We start from the raw sequence: 25382 nt of genomic DNA, 5'->3' as shown, positions 1-25382 counted from the left end.
AGCGAATCGCTCGCGTGCTGCACAACGACCCGGCGACCGGCGTCATGCGCCACGCCGATGCGGGTTACCAGATCGCGATCGACTGCGCCAAGGAACAAGGGCTGAACCTGCCGATGATTACCGGCAAATAAACTAGCCATGTAGCAGCTGCCGCAGGCTGCGTTAAGGGCCGAAGGACCTTCGTTCCAACTTGGAATGCCGGGGTCGCTTCGCAACCCGACGCAGCCTTCGGCAGCTGCTACAGGGATCGAGTAAACCCTAATAACAATCCACAGAGGTTGAACCATGGCTGTCCAAGATGAACGTGCAGGCAGTAAACCGTTGATCGAGAAACGTTCGATCGACTACATCCCGGAAGCGGAAAGACACGGTCGTCTATTCAGTCAGTTCACCCTGTGGATGGGGGCCAACCTGCAAATCACCGCGATTGTCACCGGGGCCCTGGCCGTGGTGCTGGGCGGTGATGTGTTCTGGTCGTTGATCGGTTTGCTGATCGGCCAACTGCTCGGCGGCGGCGTCATGGCGCTGCACGCTGCGCAGGGGCCCAAACTTGGCCTGCCGCAGATGATCTCCAGTCGCGTGCAGTTTGGTGTTTATGGCGCGGCTATCCCGATCGTACTGGTCTGCCTGATGTACCTCGGTTTCACCGCCACGGGTACCGTTCTTTCCGGCCAGGCGCTGGGGCAGTTGTTTAGCGTCAGCGACAGCGCCGGCATTCTGATTTTCGCCAGTGTCATCGTGCTGGTCACGGTGCTGGGTTATCGGGTGATCCACTGGATTGGCCGCATCGCCAGTGTCATTGGTGTCATTGCCTTTGTTTTCCTGTTCAGTCGCCTGATGAGCCAGACGGACGTTGGCGCACTGCTGCAAATCCGCCACTTCAGCTGGAGCAGCTTCCTGCTGGCGGTGTCGCTCGCGGCGTCCTGGCAGATCGCCTTCGGCCCTTACGTGGCTGACTATTCACGCTACCTGCCGAGCAAGACGTCTTCGGTGAAAACCTTTTTTGCCGCCGGCGCGGGCTCGGTCATTGGCGCACAAGTGGCGATGATCCTCGGCGTGTTCGCCGCCGCCTCGGCCAACGGGCAATTCGCGGGTCACGAAGTGGCCTACATCGTGGGTCTGGGTGGAACCGGTGCCACCGCCGCGCTGCTGTACTTCAGCATCGCGTTCGGCAAGGTCACCATCTCCACACTGAACTCCTACGGCAGCTTCATGTGCATTGCGACCATCATCAGCGGCTTCCGTGGTGACCTGAAAGTCACGCGCTTGCAGCGTCTGGTGTTCGTGCTGGTCATCGTGGGTGCGGCGACGCTGATGGCGTTGCTCGGCCAGCACTCGTTCCTCGGTGCGTTCAAGTCCTTCATCCTGTTCCTGCTGGCGTTCTTCACGCCATGGAGCGCGATCAACCTGGTGGACTACTACTGCATCACCCGTGAGCGCTATGACGTGCCGGCACTGTCCGATCCGAACGGACGTTACGGTCGCTGGAACGTTCTGGGTATCAGCGTCTATGTTTTCGGTGTGCTGGTGCAGTTGCCGTTCATCTCCTCCAAGTTCTATACCGGTCCGCTGGTGGCGGCGCTGGGGGATGTGGATATCTCCTGGATCATCGGTCTGGTGATTCCCGCCGCCCTGTATTACGTGTGTGCAAAAAAATGGCATGGCACGGTGCCCGATCAACTGATTCTGCCGGTCGAGCAGGACAGCGTTGTACAACCTGGAACAATCGGTGCCGGTCGCGCTGCGGTGCAGGCCTGATTGGACGTGGACAGGGCTGGATGCCTCTTGACTGCCGTAAGCCAATTCATGATTAGGAGCGTCACAACAATGAAATCGAACAAGACCCTGCTGACCACATTGCTTTCCATGGGCCTGCTGGCCAGCGCTGGCGCCACTCAGGCGGCGGGTTGGTGCGAGTCCGGCAAACCGGTGAAATTCGCCGGCCTGAACTGGGAAAGCGCCATGCTGCTGACCGACGTGCTGCAAGTCGTGTTGGAGAAAGGTTACGACTGCAAGACTGACAGCCTGCCGGGCAACTCCATCACCATGGAAAACGCCCTGAGCAGCAACGACATCCAAGTGTTTGCCGAAGAGTGGGTCGGCCGCAGCGAAGTATGGAACAAGGCTGAGAAGGCCGGCAAAGTGGTCGGTGTCGGCGCTCCGGTCGTGGGTGCGGTAGAAGGCTGGTACGTGCCGCGCTATGTGATCGAAGGCGACGCCAAGCGCAAGCTGGAACCCAAGGCGCCGGACCTGAAAAACATTGCTGACCTGGCCAAGTACTCCGCCGTGTTCAAGGACCAGGAAGAGCCATCGAAAGGCCGTTTCTACAACTGCCCGGCCGGCTGGACCTGTGAGCTGGACAACAGCGAAATGCTGAAAAGCTACGGCCTGGAAAGCACCTACACCAACTTCCGCCCTGGCACCGGCCCGGCGCTGGATGCGGCCGTGCTGTCGAGCTACAAGCGTGGCGAGCCAATCCTGTTCTACTACTGGTCGCCAACTCCGCTGATGGGGCAAATCGATGCGGTCAAACTCGAAGAGAAGCCAGGCGTCGACAAGAGCGTGACCATCAAGGTCGGCCTGTCCAAGACCTTCCACGAAGAGGCCCCGGAATTGGTGGCTGTGCTGGAAAAAGTCAACTTGCCAATCGACCTGCTGAACCAGAATTTGGGACGCATGACCAAAGAGCGGATCGAGTCGCCAAAACTGGCCAAGATCTTCCTGAAGGAACATCCTGAAGTCTGGCACGCGTGGGTGAGCGACGACGCAGCCAAGAAAATCGACGCGGCTTTGTAGGTTGAGTCTCTCCGGCTGTCGACAACGGCAGTCGGACGCTTGATCGCAACCCCTTGATTGAGAGTCTCTTATGTTTCCCGAAAGCTTTACCTTTTCCATCGCCGACTGGGTCAACAGTTGGGTCGATTCGCTGGTTACCAACTACGGCGACGTGTTCCGGCACATCTCCGACACCCTGTTGTGGGCCATCGTCAATCTTGAAGGGCTGCTGCGTGCGGCGCCCTGGTGGCTGATGCTGGCGATCGTGGCGGGCGTTGCCTGGCACGCGACCCGCAAGGTCGTGACCACGGCGGTCATCGTCGGCTTGCTGTTCCTGGTGGGTGCGGTCGGCCTGTGGGACAAGCTGATGCAGACGCTGGCGCTGATGATGGTCGCCACGATCATTTCGGTGCTGATCGGCATTCCGCTGGGCATTCTCTCGGCACGCAGCAATCGCCTGCGTTCGATCCTGATGCCGCTGCTGGACATCATGCAGACCATGCCGAGCTTCGTGTACCTGATCCCGGTGCTGATGCTGTTTGGCCTGGGCAAGGTCCCGGCGATCTTCGCCACGGTGATCTACGCCGCCCCGCCGCTGATCCGCCTGACCGATCTGGGCATCCGCCAGGTTGACGGCGAAGTGATGGAAGCGATCAACGCCTTCGGTGCCAACCGCTGGCAGCAACTGTTCGGCGTGCAACTGCCGCTGGCCCTGCCGAGCATCATGGCCGGGATCAACCAGACCACCATGATGGCCCTGTCGATGGTGGTGATCGCCTCGATGATCGGTGCCCGTGGCTTGGGCGAAGACGTGTTGGTGGGGATTCAGACCCTCAACGTCGGACGTGGCCTTGAAGCCGGTCTGGCGATCGTGATTCTGGCAGTGGTAATCGACCGCATTACACAGGCGTACGGTCGTGCACGGCATGAGGTGAGCAAATGAACAACGCAACCGTGAGCAAGATCGAAGTCAAAAACGTCTTCAAGATTTTCGGCAACCGTTCCAAGGATGCGCTGGCCATGATCGGCCAGGGTAAAACCAAGGATCAGGTGCTGTCCGAAACCGGTTGTGTGGTTGGTGTGAACGACTTGTCGTTGAGCATCGGCACCGGCGAGATCTTCGTGATCATGGGGCTGTCGGGCTCTGGAAAATCGACGCTGGTGCGCCACTTCAATCGCCTGATCGACCCGACCAGCGGCGCGATCCTGGTGGACGGCGTGGACATCCTGCAATACGACATGGAAGCCCTGCGCGAATTTCGCCGGCACAAGATCAGCATGGTGTTCCAGAGCTTCGGCCTGCTGCCGCACAAGACCGTGGTGGATAACGTTGCCTACGGTTTGAAAGTGCGTGGCGAGAGCAAGCAAATGTGCTCCGAGCGCGCGCTGCACTGGATCAACACCGTGGGCCTCAAGGGCTACGAAAACAAATACCCGCATCAGCTGTCGGGCGGCATGCGTCAGCGTGTGGGCCTGGCCCGTGCCTTGGCGGCGGACACCGACATCATCCTGATGGACGAAGCGTTCAGTGCGCTCGACCCGCTGATCCGCGCCGAGATGCAGGATCAGTTGCTGGAACTGCAAAAGACCCTGCACAAGACCATCGTCTTCATCACCCACGACCTCGACGAGGCCGTGCGCATCGGCAACCGCATTGCGATCCTCAAGGATGGCCGCCTGATTCAGGTCGGCACACCGCGAGAGATTCTGCACTCGCCGGCGGATGAATATGTGGACCGGTTCGTACAGCGTCGGGCTGCGGTGGTTTAAAAAATTTGTGGCGAGACCGCTTTTGTGGCGAGGGAGCTTGCTCCCGCTCGAGCGCGTAGCGGTCGCAAGATTTTTGGGCCTCCTTCGCAGTCCAGCGGGAGCAAGCTCCCTCGCCACAGAAGTCATGCATCAACAGAATTGCCATGAGGTTGAAGATGTCCCAGGCTGAAAAAATCGTTATCGCCGACGCCCCGATGCGTTGGCAGGATGTGGTTGCCGTAGCCCGTCACGGCGCACAGCTCGAGCTGTCGGCGCAGGTCTGGGCTCGTATCGAAAATGCCCAAGCCATTGTCCAGCGCATCGTCATCAGCGGCGAACGCGCCTATGGCGTCAACACCGGCCTGGGCGCCTTGTCGAACGTATCGCTCAAGGGCGAACAACTCACCCAACTGTCTCGCAACACCTTGCTCAGCCACGCCTGTGGCGTTGGCGCACCGCTGGCCGACGAACAGACGCGCGCGATCATGTGTGCCGCGATCCGCAATTTCTCCCAGGGCAAATCCGGCATCCATCGCCAGGTGGTCGAAGCGCTGCTGGCGCTGCTCAACCGCGGCATCACCCCGCAAGTGCCGTCCCAGGGTTCGGTCGGTTACCTGACCCACATGGCCCACATCGGCATCGCGTTGCTGGGTGTCGGAAATGTCAGCTATCGCGGGAAAATCGTGTCCGCGCAGCAGGCGCTCGCCGAAGAAGGTTTGCAGCCGGTTCAGCTCGGCGCGAAAGATGGCTTGTGCCTGGTCAACGGCACGCCCTGCATGAGCGGTCTCAGCTGCCTGGCCATTGCCGACGCCACGCGCCTGCTGCAATGGGCCGACGTGATCAGCGCCATGAGCTTCGAGGCCCAGCGTGGCCAGATCGCGGCGTTCGACGCCGAGATCATCGCGCTCAAGCCGCACCCGGGCATGCAGCAGGTCGGGATCAACCTGCGGGCGTTGCTCGACGGCAGTGAAGTGATTGCCGGCAGCAAAGGCATTCGCACTCAGGACGCGCTGAGCATCCGCTCGATTCCACAGGTTCACGGCGCTGCTCGCGATCAGCTTCAGCACGCGATTAAACAGATTGAAATCGAACTCAACGGCTGCACCGATAACCCGTTGTTGTTGGGGACGCCGGACAACTTCCGCGTGATGTCCCAGGCCAATCCCCACGGCCAATCCGTGGCTATGGCAGCAGATTTGCTGGCCATCGCCATGGCGGAAATCGGTTCCATCGCCGAGCGTCGCCTCGACCGTTTGATCAACCCGCACGTCAGCGGTCTGCCAGCGTTTCTGGTGGCTAATCCGGGGGTGAACTCCGGGATGATGATCGTGCAATACGTCGCCGCTTCGTTGTGCGCGGAAAACCGCCAATTGGCGCAACCGGCGGTGCTCGACAACTACGTTACCTCGGGCCTGCAGGAAGATCACTTGAGCATGGGTACCACCGCCGCGTTGAAGCTGCACCGTACCCTGGAAAACTGCACGCAGATCCTCGCCATCGAATACCTGTTGGCGGCCCAGGCTTTCGAATTTTTGAAAGAACAGCGTTTTGGCGCCGGCACCGATGCCGCGTGGTGCCTGCTGCGCGAACGCGTCCCCGCTTACGATCAGGACCGCTGGCTGGCACCGGACATCGCCGCTGCTGCCGGCGTTTTGAAAGACCCCGTTTTGCTGCAAAAAGCGTTGCCGAATTTGAACTGAGTCCACACAAACCAGCGTGCCAAGGCGCCAGCCCTCTCAAAAAGAGGGAAGCGACGGACAACGGATATCTCCGGAGCGACTGGTAGGCCTCTTAAACCAAGAGCGTAAAAGACTCTCAAAAGGAGAATGAAATGACTGCGCTAAACCTGATTCCCGGCCAACTGAGCCTTGCCCAACTGCGTGATGTGTATCAGCAACCAGTGACACTGACCCTCGACAGCAGCGCCTCGGCGCAGATCGAAGCCAGCGTTGCCTGCGTGGAGCAGATCCTCGCCGAGAACCGCACCGCGTACGGCATCAACACTGGTTTCGGTCTGCTGGCCTCGACCCGCATCGCCAGCGAAGACCTGGAAAACCTTCAGCGCTCGCTGGTGCTGTCCCATGCGGCCGGTGTCGGCCAGCCCATCAGCGACGCGCTGGTGCGGCTGATCATGGTGCTCAAGGTCAACAGCCTGAGCCGTGGTTTCTCCGGTATTCGCCGCGTGGTCATCGACGCGCTGATCGCCCTGATCAACGCTGAGGTTTATCCGCACATTCCATTGAAAGGCTCGGTCGGTGCCTCCGGTGACCTGGCGCCTTTGGCCCACATGTCGCTGGTGCTGCTGGGTGAAGGCAAGGCTCGTTACAAAGGCGAGTGGATGGAAGCGACCGAAGCGCTGAAAGTCGCCGGCCTGACGCCGCTGACCCTGGCCGCGAAAGAAGGCCTGGCGTTGCTCAACGGCACTCAGGTGTCTACCGCTTTTGCATTGCGTGGCCTGTTCGAAGGTGAAGATTTGTTCGCCGGCGCCTTGTCCCTGGGTGGCTTGACCGTCGAAGCGGTGTTGGGCTCGCGCTCGCCGTTCGACGCACGCATCCATGCCGCTCGTGGCCAGAAAGGCCAGATCGACGCCGCTGCCGCCTATCGCGATTTGCTGGGTGAGCGCACTGAAGTCTCCGATTCGCACCAGAACTGCGAAAAGGTCCAGGACCCGTACTCCCTGCGCTGCCAGCCACAAGTCATGGGCGCCTGCCTGACCCAGTTCCGTCAGGCAGCCGAAGTGCTCGCGGTCGAAGCCAACGCCGTCTCAGACAACCCACTGGTTTTCGCCGCTGAAGGCGACGTGATTTCCGGCGGTAACTTCCACGCCGAACCGGTTGCAATGGCCGCTGACAACATGGCCCTGGCCATTGCTGAAATCGGCTCCCTGAGCGAGCGTCGTATCTCGTTGATGATGGACAAGCACATGTCGCAGCTTCCACCGTTCCTGGTGGCCAATGGCGGCGTGAACTCCGGTTTCATGATCGCGCAGGTGACTGCTGCGGCACTCGCCAGCGAAAACAAGGCGTTGTCCCATCCCCATTCGGTGGACAGCCTGCCGACGTCGGCCAACCAGGAAGACCACGTGTCCATGGCCCCGGCTGCCGGCAAGCGTTTGTGGGAAATGGCCGAGAACACTCGCGGGATTCTCGCCGTAGAGTGGCTGGCGGCCGTTCAGGGCCTGGACCTGCGCAATGGTCTGAAGACTTCCGTAAAACTGGAAAAGGCTCGGGCCATTCTGCGCAAGGAAGTGCCGTTCTATGAAAAGGACCGCTTCTTTGCACCGGACATCAATGCCGCGACCGAGTTGCTGGCGTCGCGTTGCCTGAACGAACTGATCACAGCGAAATTGCTGCCTAGCCTGTGATGCACTCATCGCCAGCAGGCTGGCTCCCACCGTTGCATTGCGCATCCCTGTGGGAGCCAGCCTGCTGGCGATTCGAATTTGAATACTGTGGAGACTAAGGGATGAAAACCCTCTGGCAACACTGCCACGTCGCAACCATGGCGCAAGGCGTCTACTCGATCATCGAGGATGCGGCCATTGTGACGTCCGGTGCGCTCATTGAGTGGGTCGGCCCGCGAAGCGAACTGCCGCCCGGCGAATACCCGGCGGTCAACGATTTGAACGGGGCCTGGGTCACGCCGGGCCTGATCGACTGCCACACCCACACGGTGTTCGGCGGCAACCGCAGCGGTGAATTCGAACAGCGCCTGCAAGGTGTCAGCTACGCGGAGATCGCAGCAAGCGGCGGGGGTATCGCCAGCACCGTGCGCGCCACTCGCGCGGCGAGCGAAGACGAGTTGTTCGCCAGCGCCGCCAAGCGTCTGAAAAGCCTGATACGCGACGGCGTCACCAGCATTGAAATCAAGTCCGGCTACGGCCTCGACCTGGCCAACGAACGCAAGATGCTGCGGGTCGCCCGTCGCCTCGGTGCCGAACTGCCGATCAGCGTGCGCAGCACCTGCCTGGCTGCTCACGCCTTGCCACCGGAATACAAGGACCGCGCCGACGATTACATCGATCACATCTGCGCTGAAATGCTTCCGGCCCTGGCCGCCGAAGGTCTGGTGGACGCAGTCGACGCGTTCTGCGAGTACCTGGCGTTTTCGCCAGCGCAGGTCGAGCGCGTGTTCATCACCGCACAAAAACTCGGCTTGCCGGTGAAGCTGCATGCCGAGCAATTGTCGTCGCTGCACGGTTCTACGCTGGCGGCGCGTTATCACGCACTGTCGGCCGATCATCTGGAATTCATGACCGAAGACGACGCCATCGCCATGGCCGAATCGGGCACCGTCGCGGTGTTGCTGCCGGGCGCGTTCTACTTCCTTCGCGAAACCCAGTTGCCGCCGATGGAAGCCTTGCGCAAGCACGGCGTGAAAATCGCCATCGCCAGTGACCTGAATCCGGGTACCTCGCCCGCGTTGTCGCTGCGCTTGATGCTGAACATGGCCTGCACCTGTTTCCGCATGACCCCGGAAGAAGCCTTGGCCGGCGCAACGATCCATGCCGCCACTGCCTTGGGCATGGCCGACACGCACGGTTCGCTGGAAGCGGGCAAGGTCGCCGATTTTGTCGCCTGGCAAATCGATCGTCCCGCCGACCTGTCGTACTGGCTGGGCGGAGACCTGGAAAAACGCGTCGTGCGTCACGGCGTCGAGACAAGCGTTTAGGAGAGCAGTTGTGGATAAGGTTCTGAACTTCAAACAAGGCCGCGTGCCGCTGCTGATCAGCATGCCCCACGCCGGCGTGCGCCTGACCCCTGCGGTCGAGGCCGGGTTGATTCCCGACGCGAGAAGCCTGCCGGACACTGACTGGCATATCCCCACACTTTACGAGTTCGCCGCCGAACTGGGCGCCAGCACCCTGGCTGCCGAGTATTCGCGGTTTGTCATCGACCTGAACCGCCCGTCCGACGACAAACCCTTGTACGTCGGCGCGACCACCGGTCTGTACCCGGCAACGTTATTCGACGGCATTCCGTTGTTCCGCGAGGGCATGGAACCGTCGGCTGAAGAGCGCGCAACTTATCTGGAACAAGTCTGGACGCCGTACCACAGCACGTTGCAAAACGAGCTGGCGCGACTGAAAGCCGAGTTTGGCTATGCGTTGCTGTTCGATGCGCACTCGATTCGCTCGATCATCCCGCACCTGTTCGACGGCAAGCTGCCAGACTTCAACCTCGGCACCTTCAATGGCGCCAGTTGCGATCCTCAGTTGGCCACTCAGCTGGAAGCGATCTGCGCGAAGCACACCGACTACAGCCATGTGTTGAACGGTCGCTTCAAGGGCGGCCATATCACCCGGCATTACGGTAACCCGGCCGAAAACATCCACGCCGTGCAACTGGAGTTGGGCCAGTGCACCTACATGGAAGAATTCGAACCGTTCCGCTACCGGCCGGACCTGGCGGCACCGACGCAAGTGGTGCTCAAGGAATTGCTGCAAGGTTTGCTGGCCTGGGGCGAAAAGCACTACAACCGCTGATGCATTGTGTTGCACTCTGTGGCGAGGGAGCTCGCTCCCGCTCGGCGGCGTAGCCGTCGTAAACCCTGGTACCGCAATCATTCTGGCGAAACCGGGTTGAATGATTTCGGGACTGCTTCGCAGTCCAGCGGGAGCAAGCTCCCTCGCCACAGAGTTTCAATCCTGCATGACATGCTCATTGACGTAATTCGGGTTTATGATGCCGGACGGCAGAATAATAGAAGTCCCCCCAGGGATGACCTCGACCCCTTACGGAGCGCGCAATGCAGACTTTGTACCCGCAGATCAAACCCCACGCCCGGCACGATCTGGCAGTCGATGAAACCCACACCCTGTATGTCGACGAAAGCGGTTCACCGGAAGGTTTGCCGGTGGTGTTCATCCACGGTGGCCCCGGCGCCGGGTGCGATGCGGCGAGCCGCTGCTACTTCGATCCAAACCTTTACCGCATTGTGACCTTCGACCAGCGTGGCTGCGGTCGCTCCACGCCTCACGCCAGCCTGGAAAACAACACCACCTGGGATCTGGTGGCCGACCTTGAGCGAATCCGCCAACACCTGGGCATCGACAAGTGGGTGCTGTTCGGCGGCTCCTGGGGTTCGACCCTGGCGTTGGCTTACGCGCAAACCCATCCTGAGCGTGTGCACGGACTAATTGTTCGTGGGATTTTTCTCTGCCGTCCGCAGGAAATCGAGTGGTTCTATCAGGCCGGCGCCAGCCGTCTGTTCCCGGACTACTGGCAGGACTACATCGCGCCGATCCCGCTGGACGAGCGCCACGACCTGCTCACCGCTTTCCACAAACGCCTGACCGGCAACGATCAGATCGCCCAGATGCACGCCGCCAAGGCCTGGTCCACCTGGGAAGGCCGGACCGCGACCCTGCGCCCGAACCCGATGGTGGTCGATCGTTTCTCCGAGCCACAGCGTGCGCTGTCCATCGCTCGCATCGAATGCCACTACTTCACCAACAATGCGTTCCTTGAACCCAATCAGTTGATTCGCGACATGGGCAAGATTGCCCATTTGCCCGGCGTGATCATCCATGGTCGCTATGACGTGATCTGCCCGTTGGACAATGCCTGGGAGTTGCACCAGGCCTGGCCGAACAGCGAGCTGCAAATCATCCGTGACGCCGGCCATGCCGCCGCCGAGCCGGGGATTACCGATGCATTGGTGCGCGCCGCCAATCAGATGGCTCGTCGCCTGCTCGACCTGCCGCCCGAAGAAGCATGAAGGGCCTGTTGCAACGCGTGCGTGGCGCGCGAGTCGAGGTCGCGGGGGAGGTGGTTGGTGCCGTCGATCAGGGATTGCTGGTGCTGGTGGCGGTCGAGCCTGAGGACTCTCGCGCCAACGCCGACAAACTTCTGCATAAGCTGCTTAACTATCGTGTGTTCAGCGACGCGGAGGGCAAGATGAATTTGTCCCTGGCGGATGTAGGCGGTGGGTTGCTGCTGGTCTCGCAGTTCACCCTCGCTGCCGACACAAGAAGCGGGCTGCGCCCGGGTTTTTCGACCGCCGCCCCTCCAGCCCTTGGCGAGGAGCTTTTCGACTATCTATTAACAAAGGCGAAACAGGTGCATGGCACAGTGGCATCAGGTAGATTCGGCGCGGATATGCAGGTGCACCTGGTCAACGATGGCCCGGTAACCTTCCTGTTACAGACGTAAAAGCGCTTAAAACATCCTTTTAAGCTCATTTCGACTGAAAACAGGGGATTTTCGCGATAAATACTTGGTTGCCCCTGATGCGTTGTAACGCGGCCTACTAGATAATCGCGCGCTACGGGGATCAGCGTTCGTTGGTCCGTTTTGACTTAGGTAGAGACTTGTCCTGGACCTTTTGGGGAATCATTTAGCCCCATAGGAGTCGGAACAATGCTCGCCAACTTGGCAAGAGTGGTCTGCAGGGACGGTTTTTTTGTGCCGTCTACCTCACAGGCCCTTTAACTGGCCGTTGGTTTTTTGATCTGTTTTCGGCGAGGGTTGCTCGTGATTGTTAGTCCCTGTAATGCACCAAAATTGTCTGCCAAACGGTTACGAAGCGCACTGGTAGCGGGCTCTGCACTGCTCTGCCTGCTGAGCGCCGGTCAGCTTTGGGCATTCAATCTGGATGATGTGTCGGCCAAGGCAAAAGAGCTGGCCGGGCAGAAATACGAAGCCCCGCGCAGTAACCTGCCGAACGAATTCCGTGAGATGAAATTCGCGGACTATCAAAAAATTCGTTTCCTGACCGAAAAAGCCGAGTGGGCCGATCAGAAGACCCCATTCAAGCTGTCGTTCTATCACCAGGGTATGCATTTCGATACGCCGGTGAAAATCAACGAAATCACGGCTAACACCGTCGAAGAGATCAAATACGACCCAAGTCGTTTCGATTTCGGCGACCTGAAATTCGATCCTAAAGCCACCGAACAACTGGGTTATGCCGGTTTCCGTGTGCTGTACCCGATCAACAAGGCCGACAAGCAAGACGAAATCATGACCATGCTCGGCGCGAGTTACTTCCGCGTTGTCGGCAAGGGGCACACCTATGGTTTGTCCGCTCGCGGTATGGCCATTGATACCGCATTGCCGTCGGGCGAAGAATTCCCGCGTTTTCGTGAGTTCTGGATTCAGCAGCCAAAACCGGGCGACAAGCACCTGGTGATTTTCGCCCTGCTGGATTCGCCTCGCGCGACCGGTGCCTATCGCCTGACCCTGCGTCCGGGCAGCGACACCATCGTCGACGTCAAGGCGCAGATGTTCCTGCGTGACAAGGTCACCAAACTGGGCGTTGCGCCGCTGACCAGCATGTTCCTGTTCGGCGCCAACCAGCCGTCCAAAGTGCTGAACTACCGTCGCGAACTACACGACTCCAGCGGCCTGTCGATCCATGCCGGCAACGGCGAGTGGATCTGGCGCCCACTGAACAACCCGAAACACCTGTCGGTGAGCAACTTCTCTATCGAGAACCCGCGCGGTTTCGGTTTGCTGCAACGTGGCCGCGACTTCAGCCACTACGAAGACCTCGACGATCGCTACGACAAGCGCCCAAGTGCCTGGATCGAGCCAAAAGGCGATTGGGGCAAGGGTTCTGTAGACCTGGTCGAAATTCCGACCGCTGATGAAACCAACGACAACATCGTTGCTTTCTGGAGCCCGGAAAAACTGCCTGAGCCTGGCCAGCCGCTTGAGTTTGGCTACCGCTTGCACTGGACCATGGACGAAGCGGCGATTCACGCACCGGACAGCGCCTGGGTCAAACAGACCTTGCGCTCCACCGGCGACGTCAAACAGTCCAACCTGATTCGTCAACCGGACGGCAGCGTTGCCTATCTGGTCGACTTCGAAGGCCCGTCCCTGGCGGCATTGCCGGCAGATGCAGACGTGCGCAGCCAAGTCAGCGTTGGCGACAACGCCGAGCTGGTCGAGAACAGCGTACGCTACAACCCTGAGACCAAGGGCTGGCGCCTGACCCTGCGCATGAAGATCAAAGACCCGGGCAAATCCACCGAGATGCGTGCTGCCCTGGTGCAGAACATCGTGCCGGAAGACCTGGCCAAATCGTCGGTACCCGCGTCCAGTTCTTCTGTAGCCAAGGCCGACAAGGTTGCCGCCAAACAGCAAGAGAAGGCGGACAAGGAAGCGAAGCAAGCTGAAGCCAAACAGGCCGACGCCAGCCCGGTAGCCGATGCCAAGGACAAGGCCAACAAAGACGCCAAGCAGCCTGCTGCTGCGGACGCGGCCCCAGCCACACCGGAATCGGCAGCGACTGAAGAAGTCCTGACCGAGACCTGGAGCTATCAGTTGCCTGCCGATGAGTAATTCACACGTACAGCCAGAAACTCTGTCCGAGTATCTGGCGCATCTGCCAATGACGGACGAGCAGCGCGCGGAACTCGCGGGCTGCCAGTCTTTCAGCGAGTTGCACCAGCGTCTGTCGTCTTCGACATTTGACGCCCCGACCGAGGCCGCCCAGGCTTCGGTCGGCAAGCGCCTGACCCTGAACACCGCCGAAGAGCTGCAGGACGCCGAAATGCTGGTGCTCGACGCCAGCGGCCGCGTTTGCCTCAAGGCGACCCCGCCGATCCGTCGGACCAAGGTCGTGCCGGAGCCGTGGCGCACCAACATTCTGGTGCGCGGCTGGCGCCGTCTGACCGGTCGCACCAATCCGCCGGCCCCGCCGAAGGATGAGCGCGTGTTGCCGGCGGCTCGCTGGCGCACCGTCGGTTCGATCCGTCGTTACATCCTGTTGGTCCTGATGCTCGGCCAGACCATCGTTGCCGGCTGGTACATGAAAGGCATCATGCCGTACCAGGGCTGGGCGTTCGTCGACCTGAACGAAGTCCTGCATCAACCGCTGATGCAAACGGCCACGCAAGTGCTGCCGTATGCGTTGCAAACCAGCATCCTGATTCTGTTCGGGATTCTGTTCTGCTGGGTATCGGCCGGTTTCTGGACGGCGCTGATGGGCTTCCTCGAGTTGCTCACCGGGCACGATAAATACCGCATCTCCGGTAAAAGCGCCGGTAACGAGCCGATCGCGAAGGACGCGCGCACCGCATTGGTGATGCCGATCTGCAACGAAGACGTGCCTCGGGTATTTGCCGGTCTGCGTGCGACCTTTGAGTCGGTTGCGGCCACGGGCGACCTGGATCGCTTCGACTTTTTCGTCCTCAGTGACAGTAACGAGGCCGATATCTGCGTCGCCGAACAACAGGCCTGGCTGGACGTCTGCCGCGAAGCGGGCGGTTTCGGCAAGATCTTCTATCGCCGTCGTCGCCGTCGCGTGAAACGCAAAAGCGGCAACCTCGACGACTTCTGCCGTCGCTGGGGCGGTGACTACAAGTACATGGTCGTACTCGACGCCGACTCCGTGATGAGCGGCGAGTGCCTGACCAGTCTGGTGCGCTTGATGGAAGCCACGCCGGACGCCGGGATCATCCAGACCGCGCCACGTGCGTCGGGCATGGACACCCTTTATGCACGCATGCAGCAGTTTGCGACCCGTGTTTATGGTCCGCTGTTCACCGCCGGTCTGCACTTCTGGCAGTTGGGCGAATCCCACTATTGGGGCCACAACGCGATCATCCGCATGAAGCCGTTCATCGAGCACTGCGCCCTGGCGCCGTTGCCGGGTAAAGGCGCATTCGCTGGCGCGATTCTGTCCCACGACTTCGTCGAAGCTGCGCTGATGCGCCGTGCCGGCTGGGGCGTGTGGATTGCCTACGACTTGCCGGGCAGCTACGAAGAACTGCCGCCGAACCTGTTGGACGAACTCAAGCGTGACCGTCGCTGGTGCCACGGTAACCTGATGAACTTCCGCCTGTTCCTGGTCAAGGGCATGCACCCGGTGCACCGTGCGGTGTTCTTGACGGGCGTGATGTCTTACCTGTCGGCGCCGTTGTGGTTCTTCTTCCTTGTGCTGTCGACCGCGCTGCTGGCGGTCAACACGCTGATGGAGCCGCAGTACTTCCTCGAACCGCGTCAGCTCTACCCGCTGTGGCCACAATGGCATCCGGACAAGGCTATTGCGCTGTTCTCGACCACGATCGTGCTGCTGTTCCTGCCGAAACTGTTGAGCATCATCCTGATCTGGGCCAAGGGCGCGAAAGAGTTCGGCGGCAAGTTCAAGGTGACCTTGTCGATGCTGCTGGAGATGCTGTTCTCGATGTTGCTGGCGCCGGTGCGAATGATCTTCCACACCCGTTTCGTGCTCGCCGCGTTCCTCGGCTGGGCCGCGACCTGGAACTCGCCGCAACGTGACGATGACTCCACGCCATGGAGCGAAGCGGTCAAGCGCCACGGTCCGCAAACCCTGCTGGGCTTCTTCTGGGCCCTGTTGGTGATCTGGCTGAACCCGAGCTTCCTCTGGTGGCTGGTGCCGATTGTCGGTTCGTTGATGTTGTCGATCCCGGTGTCGGTGATTTCCAGCCGCGTGGGCCTGGGCCTCAAGTCCCGTGACGAGAGCCTGTTCCTGATCCCTGAGGAATACAATCCGCCACAGGCGTTGCTGGCGACTGACCAGTACACCCATGAAAACCGTTATCACGCGTTGAAAGACGGCTTCATCCGGTCGGTGGTCGATCCTCAGCAGAACGCCCTGGCGTGCTCGCTGGCGACCTCGCGCCACGGTCAGGCCGAGCCGATCGAATGGCTGCGGGTCGAGCGGGTTCGCCATGCGTTGAAAGTCGGGCCAGACGGCCTGAACAACAACGAACGTGTGCAACTGCTGAGTGATCCGGTGGCCCTGAGCCGCTTGCACGAGCAGGTCTGGAGCGAAGGTCACCCCGAGTGGCTTGAAGCCTGGCGCAAATCGGTCAAGGCCGATCCCCATGCGCCGCTGCTGCCGCTCAAACCGCTGAGCTCACAGCCTCAGTTGGCATGACTTAAAGCCCCGCTTGAATAGCGGGGCTTTTTTTTGCCTGAACGTTGCCAAACACTTGTGAAAACGAGTGAGTGCGTTAGCATCCGCCCCCGGATGGGTGCGCCCGGACAACTTTCTGTTCGTATCTGCTGGTTTTCCAAAGGAAAACGGCGGTTTGCGCGCCTCACAACGCAAGGGTTCTGGGGACATGATGATGAAGAAGTATCTCTCGATGCTGCTGGTCGGCGTCACGGCATTGGTTGCTGTGAGCGCGGCGCAAGCCGGTGCCATCGATGACGCGGTCAAGCGTGGCACATTGAAAGTCGGCATGGACCCGACCTACATGCCATTCGAGATGACCAACAAGCGCGGCGAGATCATCGGCTTCGAAGTCGACATCCTCAAAGCCATGGCGAAAGCGATGGGCGTCAAGCTGGAGCTGGTCTCCACCGGCTACGACGGCATCATCCCGGCCCTGATGACCGACAAGTTCGACATGATCGGCAGCGGCATGACCCTGACCCAGGAACGCAACCTGCGCTTGAACTTCAGCGAACCGTTCATCGTGGTTGGCCAGACGTTGCTTATTCGCAAGGATCTGGAAGGCACCATCAAGTCCTACAAAGACCTGAACACCGCCGACTACCGCATCACCTCCAAGCTCGGCACCACCGGCGAGATGGTCGCCAAAAAGCTGATCGCCAAGGCCAAGTACCACGGCTACGACAATGAGCAGGAAGCCGTGCTCGACGTGGTCAACGGCAAGGCCGACGCCTTCATCTACGACGCGCCGTACAACGTTGTGGCGGTGAACAAGGTCGGCAACGGCAAACTGGTGTTCCTCGACAAGCCGTTCACCTATGAGCCGCTGGCGTTTGGACTGAAGAAGGGTGACTACGACAGCATCAACTTCATCAACAACTTCCTGCACCAGATCCACGAAGACGGCACCTACGATCGCATCCATGACAAGTGGTTCAAAGACACCGCCTGGCAGAAGGACATGGAATAAGGCTCGAGACCGAGTCGCGCCCAATCGCCAGCAGGCTGGCTCCCACAATGAAATGCATTCCCCTCTGGGAGACAGCAGGCTGGCTCCTACAATGAAAAGCATTCCCCTGTGAGAGCCAGCAGTCTGGTTTCCACAATGAATTGCATTCTCTTGTGGGAGCCAGCCTGCTGGCGATGACGGCCTCCAAGGCAACACAGAATCCGGAACCCGCAATGAAACAGAAAAAAGCCCAATGGCCCTGGCACGTCCTGACCGTGCTGGTGCTGATCGGCCTGGCCGGCGCGTTGTATTACGCCACCTCGCTGATGTCCTACGAATGGCGTTGGAACCGTGTGCCGCAATACTTCGCCTACCACGCCGAAGAATCCCAGCGCGCCGCCGACATCTCCACGGTCAGCGAACTGGTTCGCAAGGGCGACAAGGCTGAAGTCACCCTGCGCAACGACGCAGGCGACGAGCAGCACCTGACCGTCGACGACAACAGCCTGCAAGTCGCCCAAGGCGATGACGTGGCGGAAGGCGACGTCATCGGCGTAACTCGCCATTGGGCCGCAGGACCGCTGATGTGGGGCCTCTGGACCACCTTGTGGCTGTCGGTGGTTTCCGGTGTGCTTGGCCTGCTGATCGGACTCGTCATGGGCTTGTGCCGCCTCTCGAACAATCCGACGTTGCGCGACCTTTCGACGATTTATGTCGAGCTGGTGCGCGGCACCCCGCTGCTGGTGCAGATCTTCATTTTCTACTTCTTCATCGGCACCGTGATGAACCTGTCCCGAGAGTTCGCCGGGATCGCCGCGCTGTCGCTGTTCACCGGCGCCTACGTGGCAGAGATCATCCGCTCCGGCGTGCAGTCGATCGCCCGTGGCCAGAATGAAGCTGCGCGCTCGCTGGGTTTGAGCGCTGGCCAGTCGATGCGCCACGTGGTGTTGCCGCAAGCATTGAAACGGGTGCTGCCACCTCTGGCCGGGCAGTTCATCAGCTTGGTCAAAGACACTTCGCTGGTATCGGTGATCGCGATAACCGAGCTGCTGAAAAGCGGTCGAGAAGTCATCACCACCTCATTCTCGCCGTTTGAAATCCTGTTCTGCGTGGCCGGCCTGTATTTGTTGATCAATTTGCCGCTGTCGAAAATCGCCAGCCGGCTTGAGCGGAGGCTCGCGCAAAGTGATTGAAGTCCGCGATCTGGTAAAAGTCTTCGACACCCGTGGCCAGGTGGTACGCGCGGTGGATAACGTCTCCACCCGTGTTGCCAAGGGCGAAGTGCTGGTGGTGATCGGTCCGTCCGGCTCCGGTAAGTCGACCTTCCTGCGCTGCCTCAATGGCCTTGAAGAGTTCGACTCGGGTTCGGTCAGCATTGACGGACTGCAACTGGCCAATCCGAAAACCGATGTGAATGCCTACCGCCGTGAAGTCGGCATGGTGTTTCAGCATTTCAATCTGTTCCCGCACATGACCGTGCTGGAAAATCTGTGCCTGGCGCAGAAAGTCGTGCGCAAGCGCGGCAAGAAGGAGCGCGAGGCCAAGGCGATGGCGTTGCTGGAAAAGGTGGGCATTTCCCAAAAGGCCAACGAGTTCCCGTCACGCCTTTCCGGCGGCCAGCAACAGCGCGTGGCGATTGCCCGCGCGTTGGCGATGGAACCGAAGGTCATGTTGTTCGACGAACCCACCTCGGCGCTAGATCCGGAAATGGTCGGCGAAGTGTTGGATGTGATGAAGACCTTGGCCGTGGAAGGCATGACCATGGTCTGCGTCACCCATGAAATGGGCTTTGCGCGGGAAGTGGCGGATCGGGTGCTGTTTTTTGATCACGGGAAACTGCTGGAAGACGCTTCGCCAACGGAGTTCTTCGACGCGCCGAAGGATTCGCGTGCTCAGGCGTTTTTACGGCAGGTGCTGTAAGTCTTGTACTCACTCGAGTTGCGAGGGTCCGCGCAGCCCTCGTGCCCTGCTTTAGATTGAATGCCGCTTTCTGAAGCCTTGCCGGATGAGGGTTGAGATTTGGATGACTGGGTCGGGGCTGAATTCGCCTTGATCAAATCTCATCTTCAGATTGAATCTGTCCAGATTCGTATTGATGACTGGCGTTGGAGTTTTGCTGCCAAAGTCATGGCCCGTATTAGGTTGCGACTGGGATCGTGAGCGGAGCCCCGCTTTCGGTTGGAGTCGAGGGGGGCGCCTGCCCAACTTGTGCAGGGTTAAACCAGTACCACTAAGGAAGCCAACTGCACTTGTCGTCAAAAAAGCGAAGAAGAGCGGGTCATTGGCCGGTGAGTCTGGGAATTCGTCTTCAATGCGGTTCATGACCAGGTAAAGCACAGTCGCAGCAAGACCGCTGACGGCTGACATTGCCTTGGTGGCCTGTCCAAAGGTCTTGTTCCCCACTCCCGGAATCCGCTGTGCCAGCCTCCTAGGAAAGTAGGGGGTCACATAGTCGCTCACAAATCCCAGGGCGCCATTTGTAAACCACGCCCATCCGTGAAACCTCCCTGTAGGATCCGTGCGATTAACGGGATCTCCCTGACAATACGCATAGCTATTCAAACCGCCTTTCCCAAATGGGCTCAAGCTATCGGGACTGTTGAAGCGCATGAGCGTCGGATTGAAAGCGCGGTGCCCATTCCCCAGTAAATAATGTTGGGTGTACGGGTCGGGACGTTCGCCATTGAATCCTAGAAGGCCAGGGCACTCACCTACAGCCGCGTGATGCCCATAAGGGGTGTATGCCGACTCGCCGTCAGGAGTCTGCAGCACCGATCGTTGCTTATCGGTCATCAGTAATAAAGCCGCGTGTGGGGCACCCTCCTTGTAGCGCTCTGCTAACAACCTGTCGGCTGATTGAAAGATTTGGTGCCCAAGGGCGTCTTGAATTTCCGTTGCCAACTGATCTCTTTGGTAAAAGCGCTTCCGACGAGATTGGCCAGCGAGCACGTGGCTGACCAAACGAGCAAGAGCGTCGTATTCGTAGGAGATAAATAAAAACTCAGGAGATCCGTTCACTTTTCAACCTATGGGGGAAGCTTGTGAAACAGTTTCAATCGGGTTGGGAGGGGCCGTCTACCTATCAGAAGTGATAGGACTACAGATACACGGAGTTTTCGGCGATGCTCAAATATCATCAAAAACGCCGACGGAGGGCAGTATGTCTTCCTAGGTAGCTGATGTTGAAAGTGTTTGCCGGGTTATTTCATGCGGATTATTTCACGACGCACGTAACGTTATGCTTCTTGGGCGATTCCGCTGCGAAACAGCTTGAGGTTAACTTAACGCGCAAAACTACGGATTTTATAAGTTTTAGCGCTTTTCGAGAGGTTAAGTAACAAATAAACAATTGATGATTATTAAATGCTGTTCGTTTTTTCGCGCTCGAATGAATGTAGAAATAATTGATAACGTTAGCTTCATGAGTTGAGAGGAGTACAGAAATATTCAGACTGGAAGTGGGGGGGCGCAAGAACTTTACAGTTGGGGCTCAGGTTATTAGCCTTTAAAAGGTGAATCTAATTATCTGAAAACAACTATCTGCTGAGGTTGCAATCCGCGATGAAGAATTTGCCAGGTCACAAAAATGACAATTTGACTGAACTAGAGGTTTTCGGCTTGTCGGCACGATATAACCTTGCTGATGGGCACAGCTATATCTCGGCGGAGCAATATTTCAATAGTGTATTAACTGAATTGCCAGCGCTATGGCAATCGGCAACTGAAACGCCGATTCCAGAAATGGAAAAGCTGTTCAAAAACAAATTTTCCGAATACTTCGGGCTTGATGGGTTGCGCAGACATGAGCATTTTTCGGTCTGCCCAACGGCTTCTAACAGCATTGATATTGTGGGGGCATGGGCGCGTTCGAAAAACTACAAAGTAGGACTCGTGGAGCCGACGTTTGATAATCTTGCACAGCTGCTTCGCCGTCGCGAAGTTGAATTAGAAGCGATTCCAGAAATAATGTTGTTCGATTTTGTTTTTGTGGAAGAATTTTTGCGGGATAAGCAGATTGATGTACTGTTTCTTGTCAATCCGAATAACCCGACTGGTTTTGTCATTGATGCGGCTGCGATGGAGGGCATAATAGAGTTATGCAAACGACACAATGTAGTCTTGGTGCTCGATACTTCCTTTCGCTTTTGTCATCAGCAAGCCATAGACGAGTATTCACTTCTGATCGAGAAAGGATTGTCATTTATCATTTTAGAAGACACCGGTAAGCAATGGCCTACGTTAGATACAAAAGCCAGTCTTCTTTCATACAGCGAAAATCTTAGCGGTGAAATTCGAAATATTTATGAAGAAATATATTTGTGCTGCTCCAATTTTTCATTAAGAGTAATAATTGAGTTTATTGACGCCACCCTGAAGCAAGGTGGGCTTGAGTACATGCACAACATCGTCAAGAAAAATATTGATATTGCGACATCAGAGCTCAAGAGCACGCTAATAACTATTGAGGCGACCGACCCGGACGCCGCGATGACTGTAATGTGGATCAATATCGAAAAAACCGGATTCTCCGATTTGCAGTTTACGGATTACCTCGCAAAATATGGCGTCGCTGTATTGCCGGGTAGGTACTTTTATTGGAATAGCCATATTGTCGCGGGGCATAACCGTATTCGGATTGCACTGATGAAACCCGACGACCTGTTTTACTCTTCGATATTGCGCCTGAAAAAAGCAGTCTCCGATCTTGAAGAGAGGTTGGCGAACAAAAAGAAAGTACTGGAGGTTTTGGAATGAGAAAAATTCTGGTAACAGGAGATTTTGAAGTCGAAAGCGGCCTATTTCCATATGGATATGAGCTCATTCACATAAAAACACCCATTGATGAACAGGAGATTTTAGACGTTTTGCCGGAAGTACAAGATTATATTCTGGGGGGGCCGGAATATCTGTCTGCACGTTTTATAGACACCGCAACCCGGCTAGAAAACCTCGTCGTGATGGGAACCGGTATTGCCAGTTTCGTAGATATCGGATACGCGACAAAAAAGGGCATTCGACTGGCCAATACCCCATATATGAACATCGCGGCAGTGGCAGAGTTCACCCTTGCCATGATGACAACCTGCTTGGCAAAAGTATTTGAAAGTGTCGACGGTGTAAAAAAAGGCACGCAATGGCTTCAAACCCCCAGGCCTTCGTTGTCGACTTTGAACATCGGGTTTGTAGGAATGGGAGCGATCGGTAGCGAGGTTGCCCATCAGCTCCATCTGCGTGGTTGCAGAAACATGCAGTACTGGTCACGAAGCCGGAAGGTAGAGCTGGAAGAATCCCTTGGTTTAAAATTTAACGCCTTGGTTGATATAGTCAATTGCGTTGATATCTTATGTATACATCTTACAGGAGGAGCTGAAACACGCCACTTGATAGATGAAGTTATATTGGAAAACGCATCAACCAATTTGAAGATATTCAATCTGTCGAGTCCGGCAATCATTTGCCCAGTCGCCTTGAAAACATTTTTATCAGACAATTCAGAAGCGTTCTGTTTCATGGATGGCTATTACAATGAATGGGCAGATAATGAAGGCCTGGTAAATGATGAACATGGGTTGCTTCATCTCCCTGTTAAAAGCCTCATCGTGACATCGCACATTGCGGCGCAGGAAAAAGAAACGATTAATAAGATATTTGCTCATGCGGCGAAACGTATTCTAGAACTTGGCTTTGATTCTGCCAGCAACGAGTGAGCACAAAAAAGGTCTGATTGGCCGAATTGATTTTTTAAACCAGGAAAGAATCAAAAATGGCCTGGGTCAGACCTTCTTTATTGATGGCAGATGGATGGGGTTATAGCAGATCTTTATTCATAGGCTTAAACCCCAAATCTTGCGCAAATCTAAGCAGATAACCATCAGGATCCAGTACAAGAAAGTTAAGTTCTCCTTGAATTAACTTTCCTTCCTTGTACCAGAACTCCTCTATAGGTTTGCGAAGAGAATATCCCGAAGTCACCAAGTCTCTCGCGAGCGCAGCAACATCCGGGCACTCAATTGAAAAGTTTATTCCGCGTCCGAAAGGTGGTTCTAACGGTTCGACACGCCAAGGCGAAGCTTTGTAGCAGTCCTGTTCTAGCATCAGTTGGCTTCCATTGTATGAAATGAAAGCGAAGCCATCTTCCTGTCTTTCATACTCGATTTTAAAACCGATTACTTTGCAATAAAACTTCAAGCTGTTTTTTACGTTGGAAACGATAAGCTCAGGTAGAAGCGCATTAAATTTGATCATGACAATCCTTCGCCGTGAAGAAATATTTTTTTGTGCGGAATAAATATCGACCGCAATTGAAAAGGTGTCAAGAGGTATTTTAGTTGTGGGCTAGAAATGTTTTGTAGCTGTATTTTCTGTTTATAGGATGTAATGTTTACGGCAAAACGTTGCTGAAATATAAATTAAGATTTTGCCCCTTTACACCGCATTAGCCTTTTTGTAATTTCGAATTAGTCATTAAGTACTTGGCGAAGGAGTTGATGGTTCGGTTGTTGATGTGGACAGTGTATTTAAACAGATTAGTTATTGTTTTTTGTGGTGTGCCTGGGTCGCAACTATTGTTACAAGTCATTATTTGTAGCTTGATATATTTCTTAGCGCTGGATGCATATTAATGAATGACTTTGATGCTATTGAACGTGTTTATGCTTCGCACTTAAACAGTGGTAACTTACTAGCGATTAAAAAATTGGCGGAGCAGGCATTCCGAATGCCAACTGACAATTACAAGCTGCAAGGAAAGGCTCTAGCGTCCTGGTCTAAAGTCTCAGCCCATATGGTCGAGTACTTAAGTAGGCCGAAAGACGAGTTTAGAAAAAATCAGTTGCTAAAAATAAAGTGTCTGGTCGATAACGCATACGAAAAAGTACCCTTTTATCGTGAGCTTTATGATGCCTGCGGTTACGAAAAGGGCTGCATTTCCAGCTTCGCCGATTTCGAGCAACTTCCAATTGTGACGAAAGCAGCCCTTAGCCGTTACGACGCCAGCGCGATTGTGAACAATCCTGGGTTTCTTGAGTCCGCCAACAGCTCTCGAACTTCCGGTTCAAGCGGAAGGCCGTTCACTATCTATAGCGATGATGACGATATAATCCTGGATCATTTGCAAGTGATGCGATTTTATAATTCGTGTCTGCAGCAACCTTTACAAAAAAACGACTGGATTTATCTGCTCCACCATTCCGGGTTGGCATTTTCTTCCCTTCATGGAAACTATAGAACGTTCCAATTGCCAGACTTGCACGCGAGCACGCCTTTAGGTGAACATTTATTGTTTTTGAGGCCGCGAGTGCTTGTTACATTGCCCAGCTACTTACCATTGATACTTGAGCATAAGTCGGCGTTGAAATTGAGCGGTGTTGAAGCAGTTTTGACCAACTCTGAAAGCAGCACGCAACTCGAGAGAGATTATTACTCAAAGGCCCTAGGCGTTCCTGTGTTTGACGAGTATAGCTCCGAGGAAATCGGAATGATTGCCACTCAGTGCGCTCATGGCGTGTATCACGTGGTTGAAGATGGTGTTTACCTGGAAGTGGTAAATACGGATAAAAGCGGTTTCGGCACGGTATTGTGTACCGATCTGAATAACGAGTTGATGCCGTTGATCCGATTCGATCATGGTGATGTCGCTAGAAAAAAACTCGATGATGAGTGCTGCAAGTGCGGAAGCATGTCGACCGCCCTTTATGAAATAAATGGCAGGAAGGATGATGCTTTTCGCACTCGTGGCCATCAATTGGTTCCAAGTGCATCTATCCTTGCTGCGGTGGACGATATTCTGATCACTCCAGATAAAACACTCAGATCATTTCGATTGATACAAAAAAGCGCGGACTCAGTAGAGCTTTTAACTCAATACTCTGGAGCGATCCCGAAGAATTTTTCGGAGATACGGAGGCTGCTCCAAGATAGACTCTCTCACTTGTTCGGCTATCAGGTTGGTCTGCTGCACCGTGAAGTTGATGAGTTGCCAGAGACAAAGTCGTACAAGCGTAGAAGTATTGTACGAGAGTGGGGGCTGAGCTGA

21 protein-coding genes are annotated in these 25382 nt (G+C 56.6%); 19 read left to right on the top strand and 2 right to left on the bottom strand.

Going from position 1 to position 25382, the window contains the following annotated elements:
* The 16 genes from EJA72_RS08565 to EJA72_RS08490 all read left to right on the top strand — a co-directional run.
* Window positions 1–131 (top strand): hypothetical protein (locus EJA72_RS08565; RefSeq protein WP_157711053.1); only part of this gene is annotated, 131 nt, incomplete at its 5' end.
* Between the two features lie 154 nt (window positions 132–285).
* On the top strand, window positions 286–1758 hold the full coding sequence (locus EJA72_RS08560; protein ID WP_157711052.1) for a cytosine permease: 1473 nt from the start codon (window positions 286–288) through the stop codon (window positions 1756–1758).
* Between the two features lie 69 nt (window positions 1759–1827).
* Complete coding sequence (locus tag EJA72_RS08555; protein ID WP_157711051.1) at window positions 1828–2796, top strand: ABC transporter substrate-binding protein; 969 nt, start codon at window positions 1828–1830, stop codon at window positions 2794–2796.
* Between the two features lie 70 nt (window positions 2797–2866).
* Entirely contained in the window at window positions 2867–3718 is an 852-nt protein-coding gene (locus EJA72_RS08550) for a proline/glycine betaine ABC transporter permease (RefSeq protein ID WP_157711050.1), read from the top strand.
* Window positions 3715–4545, top strand: coding sequence for a glycine betaine/L-proline ABC transporter ATP-binding protein (locus tag EJA72_RS08545; RefSeq protein ID WP_007948989.1), 831 nt, complete (start codon window positions 3715–3717; stop codon window positions 4543–4545). The genes EJA72_RS08550 and EJA72_RS08545 overlap by 4 nt, the downstream gene beginning before the upstream one ends.
* A gap of 155 nt (window positions 4546–4700) precedes the next feature.
* A complete protein-coding gene (gene hutH, locus EJA72_RS08540) occupies window positions 4701–6224 on the top strand; it encodes a histidine ammonia-lyase (RefSeq protein WP_157711049.1) in 1524 nt (507 codons plus the stop codon).
* A gap of 131 nt (window positions 6225–6355) precedes the next feature.
* A complete protein-coding gene (gene hutH, locus EJA72_RS08535; RefSeq protein ID WP_157711048.1) occupies window positions 6356–7888 on the top strand; it encodes a histidine ammonia-lyase in 1533 nt (510 codons plus the stop codon).
* 101 nt (window positions 7889–7989) lie between these two features.
* Window positions 7990–9195, top strand: coding sequence for an imidazolonepropionase (gene hutI, locus EJA72_RS08530; protein ID WP_157711047.1), 1206 nt, complete (start codon window positions 7990–7992; stop codon window positions 9193–9195).
* A gap of 10 nt (window positions 9196–9205) precedes the next feature.
* Window positions 9206–10009: an N-formylglutamate deformylase gene (gene hutG / locus EJA72_RS08525; protein ID WP_178129194.1), complete on the top strand. Its 804-nt coding sequence runs from the start codon at window positions 9206–9208 to the stop codon at window positions 10007–10009.
* A 263-nt stretch (window positions 10010–10272) separates the two neighbouring features.
* Complete coding sequence (gene pip, locus EJA72_RS08520; protein ID WP_157711046.1) at window positions 10273–11244, top strand: prolyl aminopeptidase; 972 nt, start codon at window positions 10273–10275, stop codon at window positions 11242–11244.
* Window positions 11241–11678 (top strand): D-aminoacyl-tRNA deacylase, encoded by a 438-nt coding sequence (gene dtd, locus EJA72_RS08515; RefSeq protein WP_157711045.1) that lies wholly within the window; start codon window positions 11241–11243, stop codon window positions 11676–11678. The genes pip and dtd overlap by 4 nt, the downstream gene beginning before the upstream one ends.
* Window positions 11679–11999: 321 nt before the next feature.
* Entirely contained in the window at window positions 12000–13814 is a 1815-nt protein-coding gene (locus tag EJA72_RS08510; protein ID WP_372240688.1) for a glucan biosynthesis protein G, read from the top strand.
* The gene (gene mdoH, locus EJA72_RS08505; protein ID WP_157711043.1) at window positions 13807–16377 is read left to right on the top strand and encodes a glucans biosynthesis glucosyltransferase MdoH; all 2571 of its coding nucleotides are present in this window, start codon (window positions 13807–13809) and stop codon (window positions 16375–16377) included. The genes EJA72_RS08510 and mdoH overlap by 8 nt, the downstream gene beginning before the upstream one ends.
* Window positions 16378–16570: 193 nt before the next feature.
* A complete protein-coding gene (locus EJA72_RS08500) occupies window positions 16571–17368 on the top strand; it encodes a transporter substrate-binding domain-containing protein (protein WP_157711042.1) in 798 nt (265 codons plus the stop codon).
* Window positions 17369–17580: 212 nt separating this feature from the next.
* Window positions 17581–18540: an amino acid ABC transporter permease gene (locus EJA72_RS08495; RefSeq protein WP_157711041.1), complete on the top strand. Its 960-nt coding sequence runs from the start codon at window positions 17581–17583 to the stop codon at window positions 18538–18540.
* Window positions 18533–19267, top strand: coding sequence for an amino acid ABC transporter ATP-binding protein (locus EJA72_RS08490; RefSeq protein ID WP_178129192.1), 735 nt, complete (start codon window positions 18533–18535; stop codon window positions 19265–19267). The genes EJA72_RS08495 and EJA72_RS08490 overlap by 8 nt, the downstream gene beginning before the upstream one ends.
* A 51-nt stretch (window positions 19268–19318) precedes the next feature.
* Here the strand turns inward: EJA72_RS08490 and EJA72_RS08485 are convergent, their stop codons facing one another.
* A complete protein-coding gene (locus tag EJA72_RS08485; protein WP_178129189.1) occupies window positions 19319–20365 on the bottom strand; it encodes an RHS repeat-associated core domain-containing protein in 1047 nt (348 codons plus the stop codon).
* A gap of 543 nt (window positions 20366–20908) precedes the next feature.
* On the opposite strand from EJA72_RS08485, the gene EJA72_RS08480 reads away from it, so the two are divergent.
* The gene (locus EJA72_RS08480) at window positions 20909–22102 is read left to right on the top strand and encodes a pyridoxal phosphate-dependent aminotransferase (RefSeq protein ID WP_157711039.1); all 1194 of its coding nucleotides are present in this window, start codon (window positions 20909–20911) and stop codon (window positions 22100–22102) included.
* Window positions 22099–23055, top strand: a complete 957-nt coding sequence (locus EJA72_RS08475; RefSeq protein ID WP_157711038.1) for an NAD(P)-dependent oxidoreductase — start codon at window positions 22099–22101, stop codon at window positions 23053–23055. The genes EJA72_RS08480 and EJA72_RS08475 overlap by 4 nt, the downstream gene beginning before the upstream one ends.
* Window positions 23056–23155: 100 nt before the next feature.
* On the opposite strand, the gene EJA72_RS08470 is transcribed toward EJA72_RS08475, so the two are convergent.
* Window positions 23156–23593, bottom strand: coding sequence for a VOC family protein (locus EJA72_RS08470; RefSeq protein ID WP_157711037.1), 438 nt, complete (start codon window positions 23591–23593; stop codon window positions 23156–23158).
* Between the two features lie 376 nt (window positions 23594–23969).
* On the opposite strand from EJA72_RS08470, the gene EJA72_RS08465 reads away from it, so the two are divergent.
* Window positions 23970–25382, top strand: coding sequence for a phenylacetate--CoA ligase family protein (locus tag EJA72_RS08465; RefSeq protein ID WP_157711036.1), 1413 nt, complete (start codon window positions 23970–23972; stop codon window positions 25380–25382).

The sequence above is a fragment of the Pseudomonas sp. PB120 genome, from assembly GCF_009761815.1.
Taxonomy (GTDB): Bacteria; Pseudomonadota; Gammaproteobacteria; order Pseudomonadales; family Pseudomonadaceae; genus Aquipseudomonas.
Note: the sequence above shows the minus strand (reverse complement) of the source record. Positions and strands in the feature narration are given on the sequence as shown.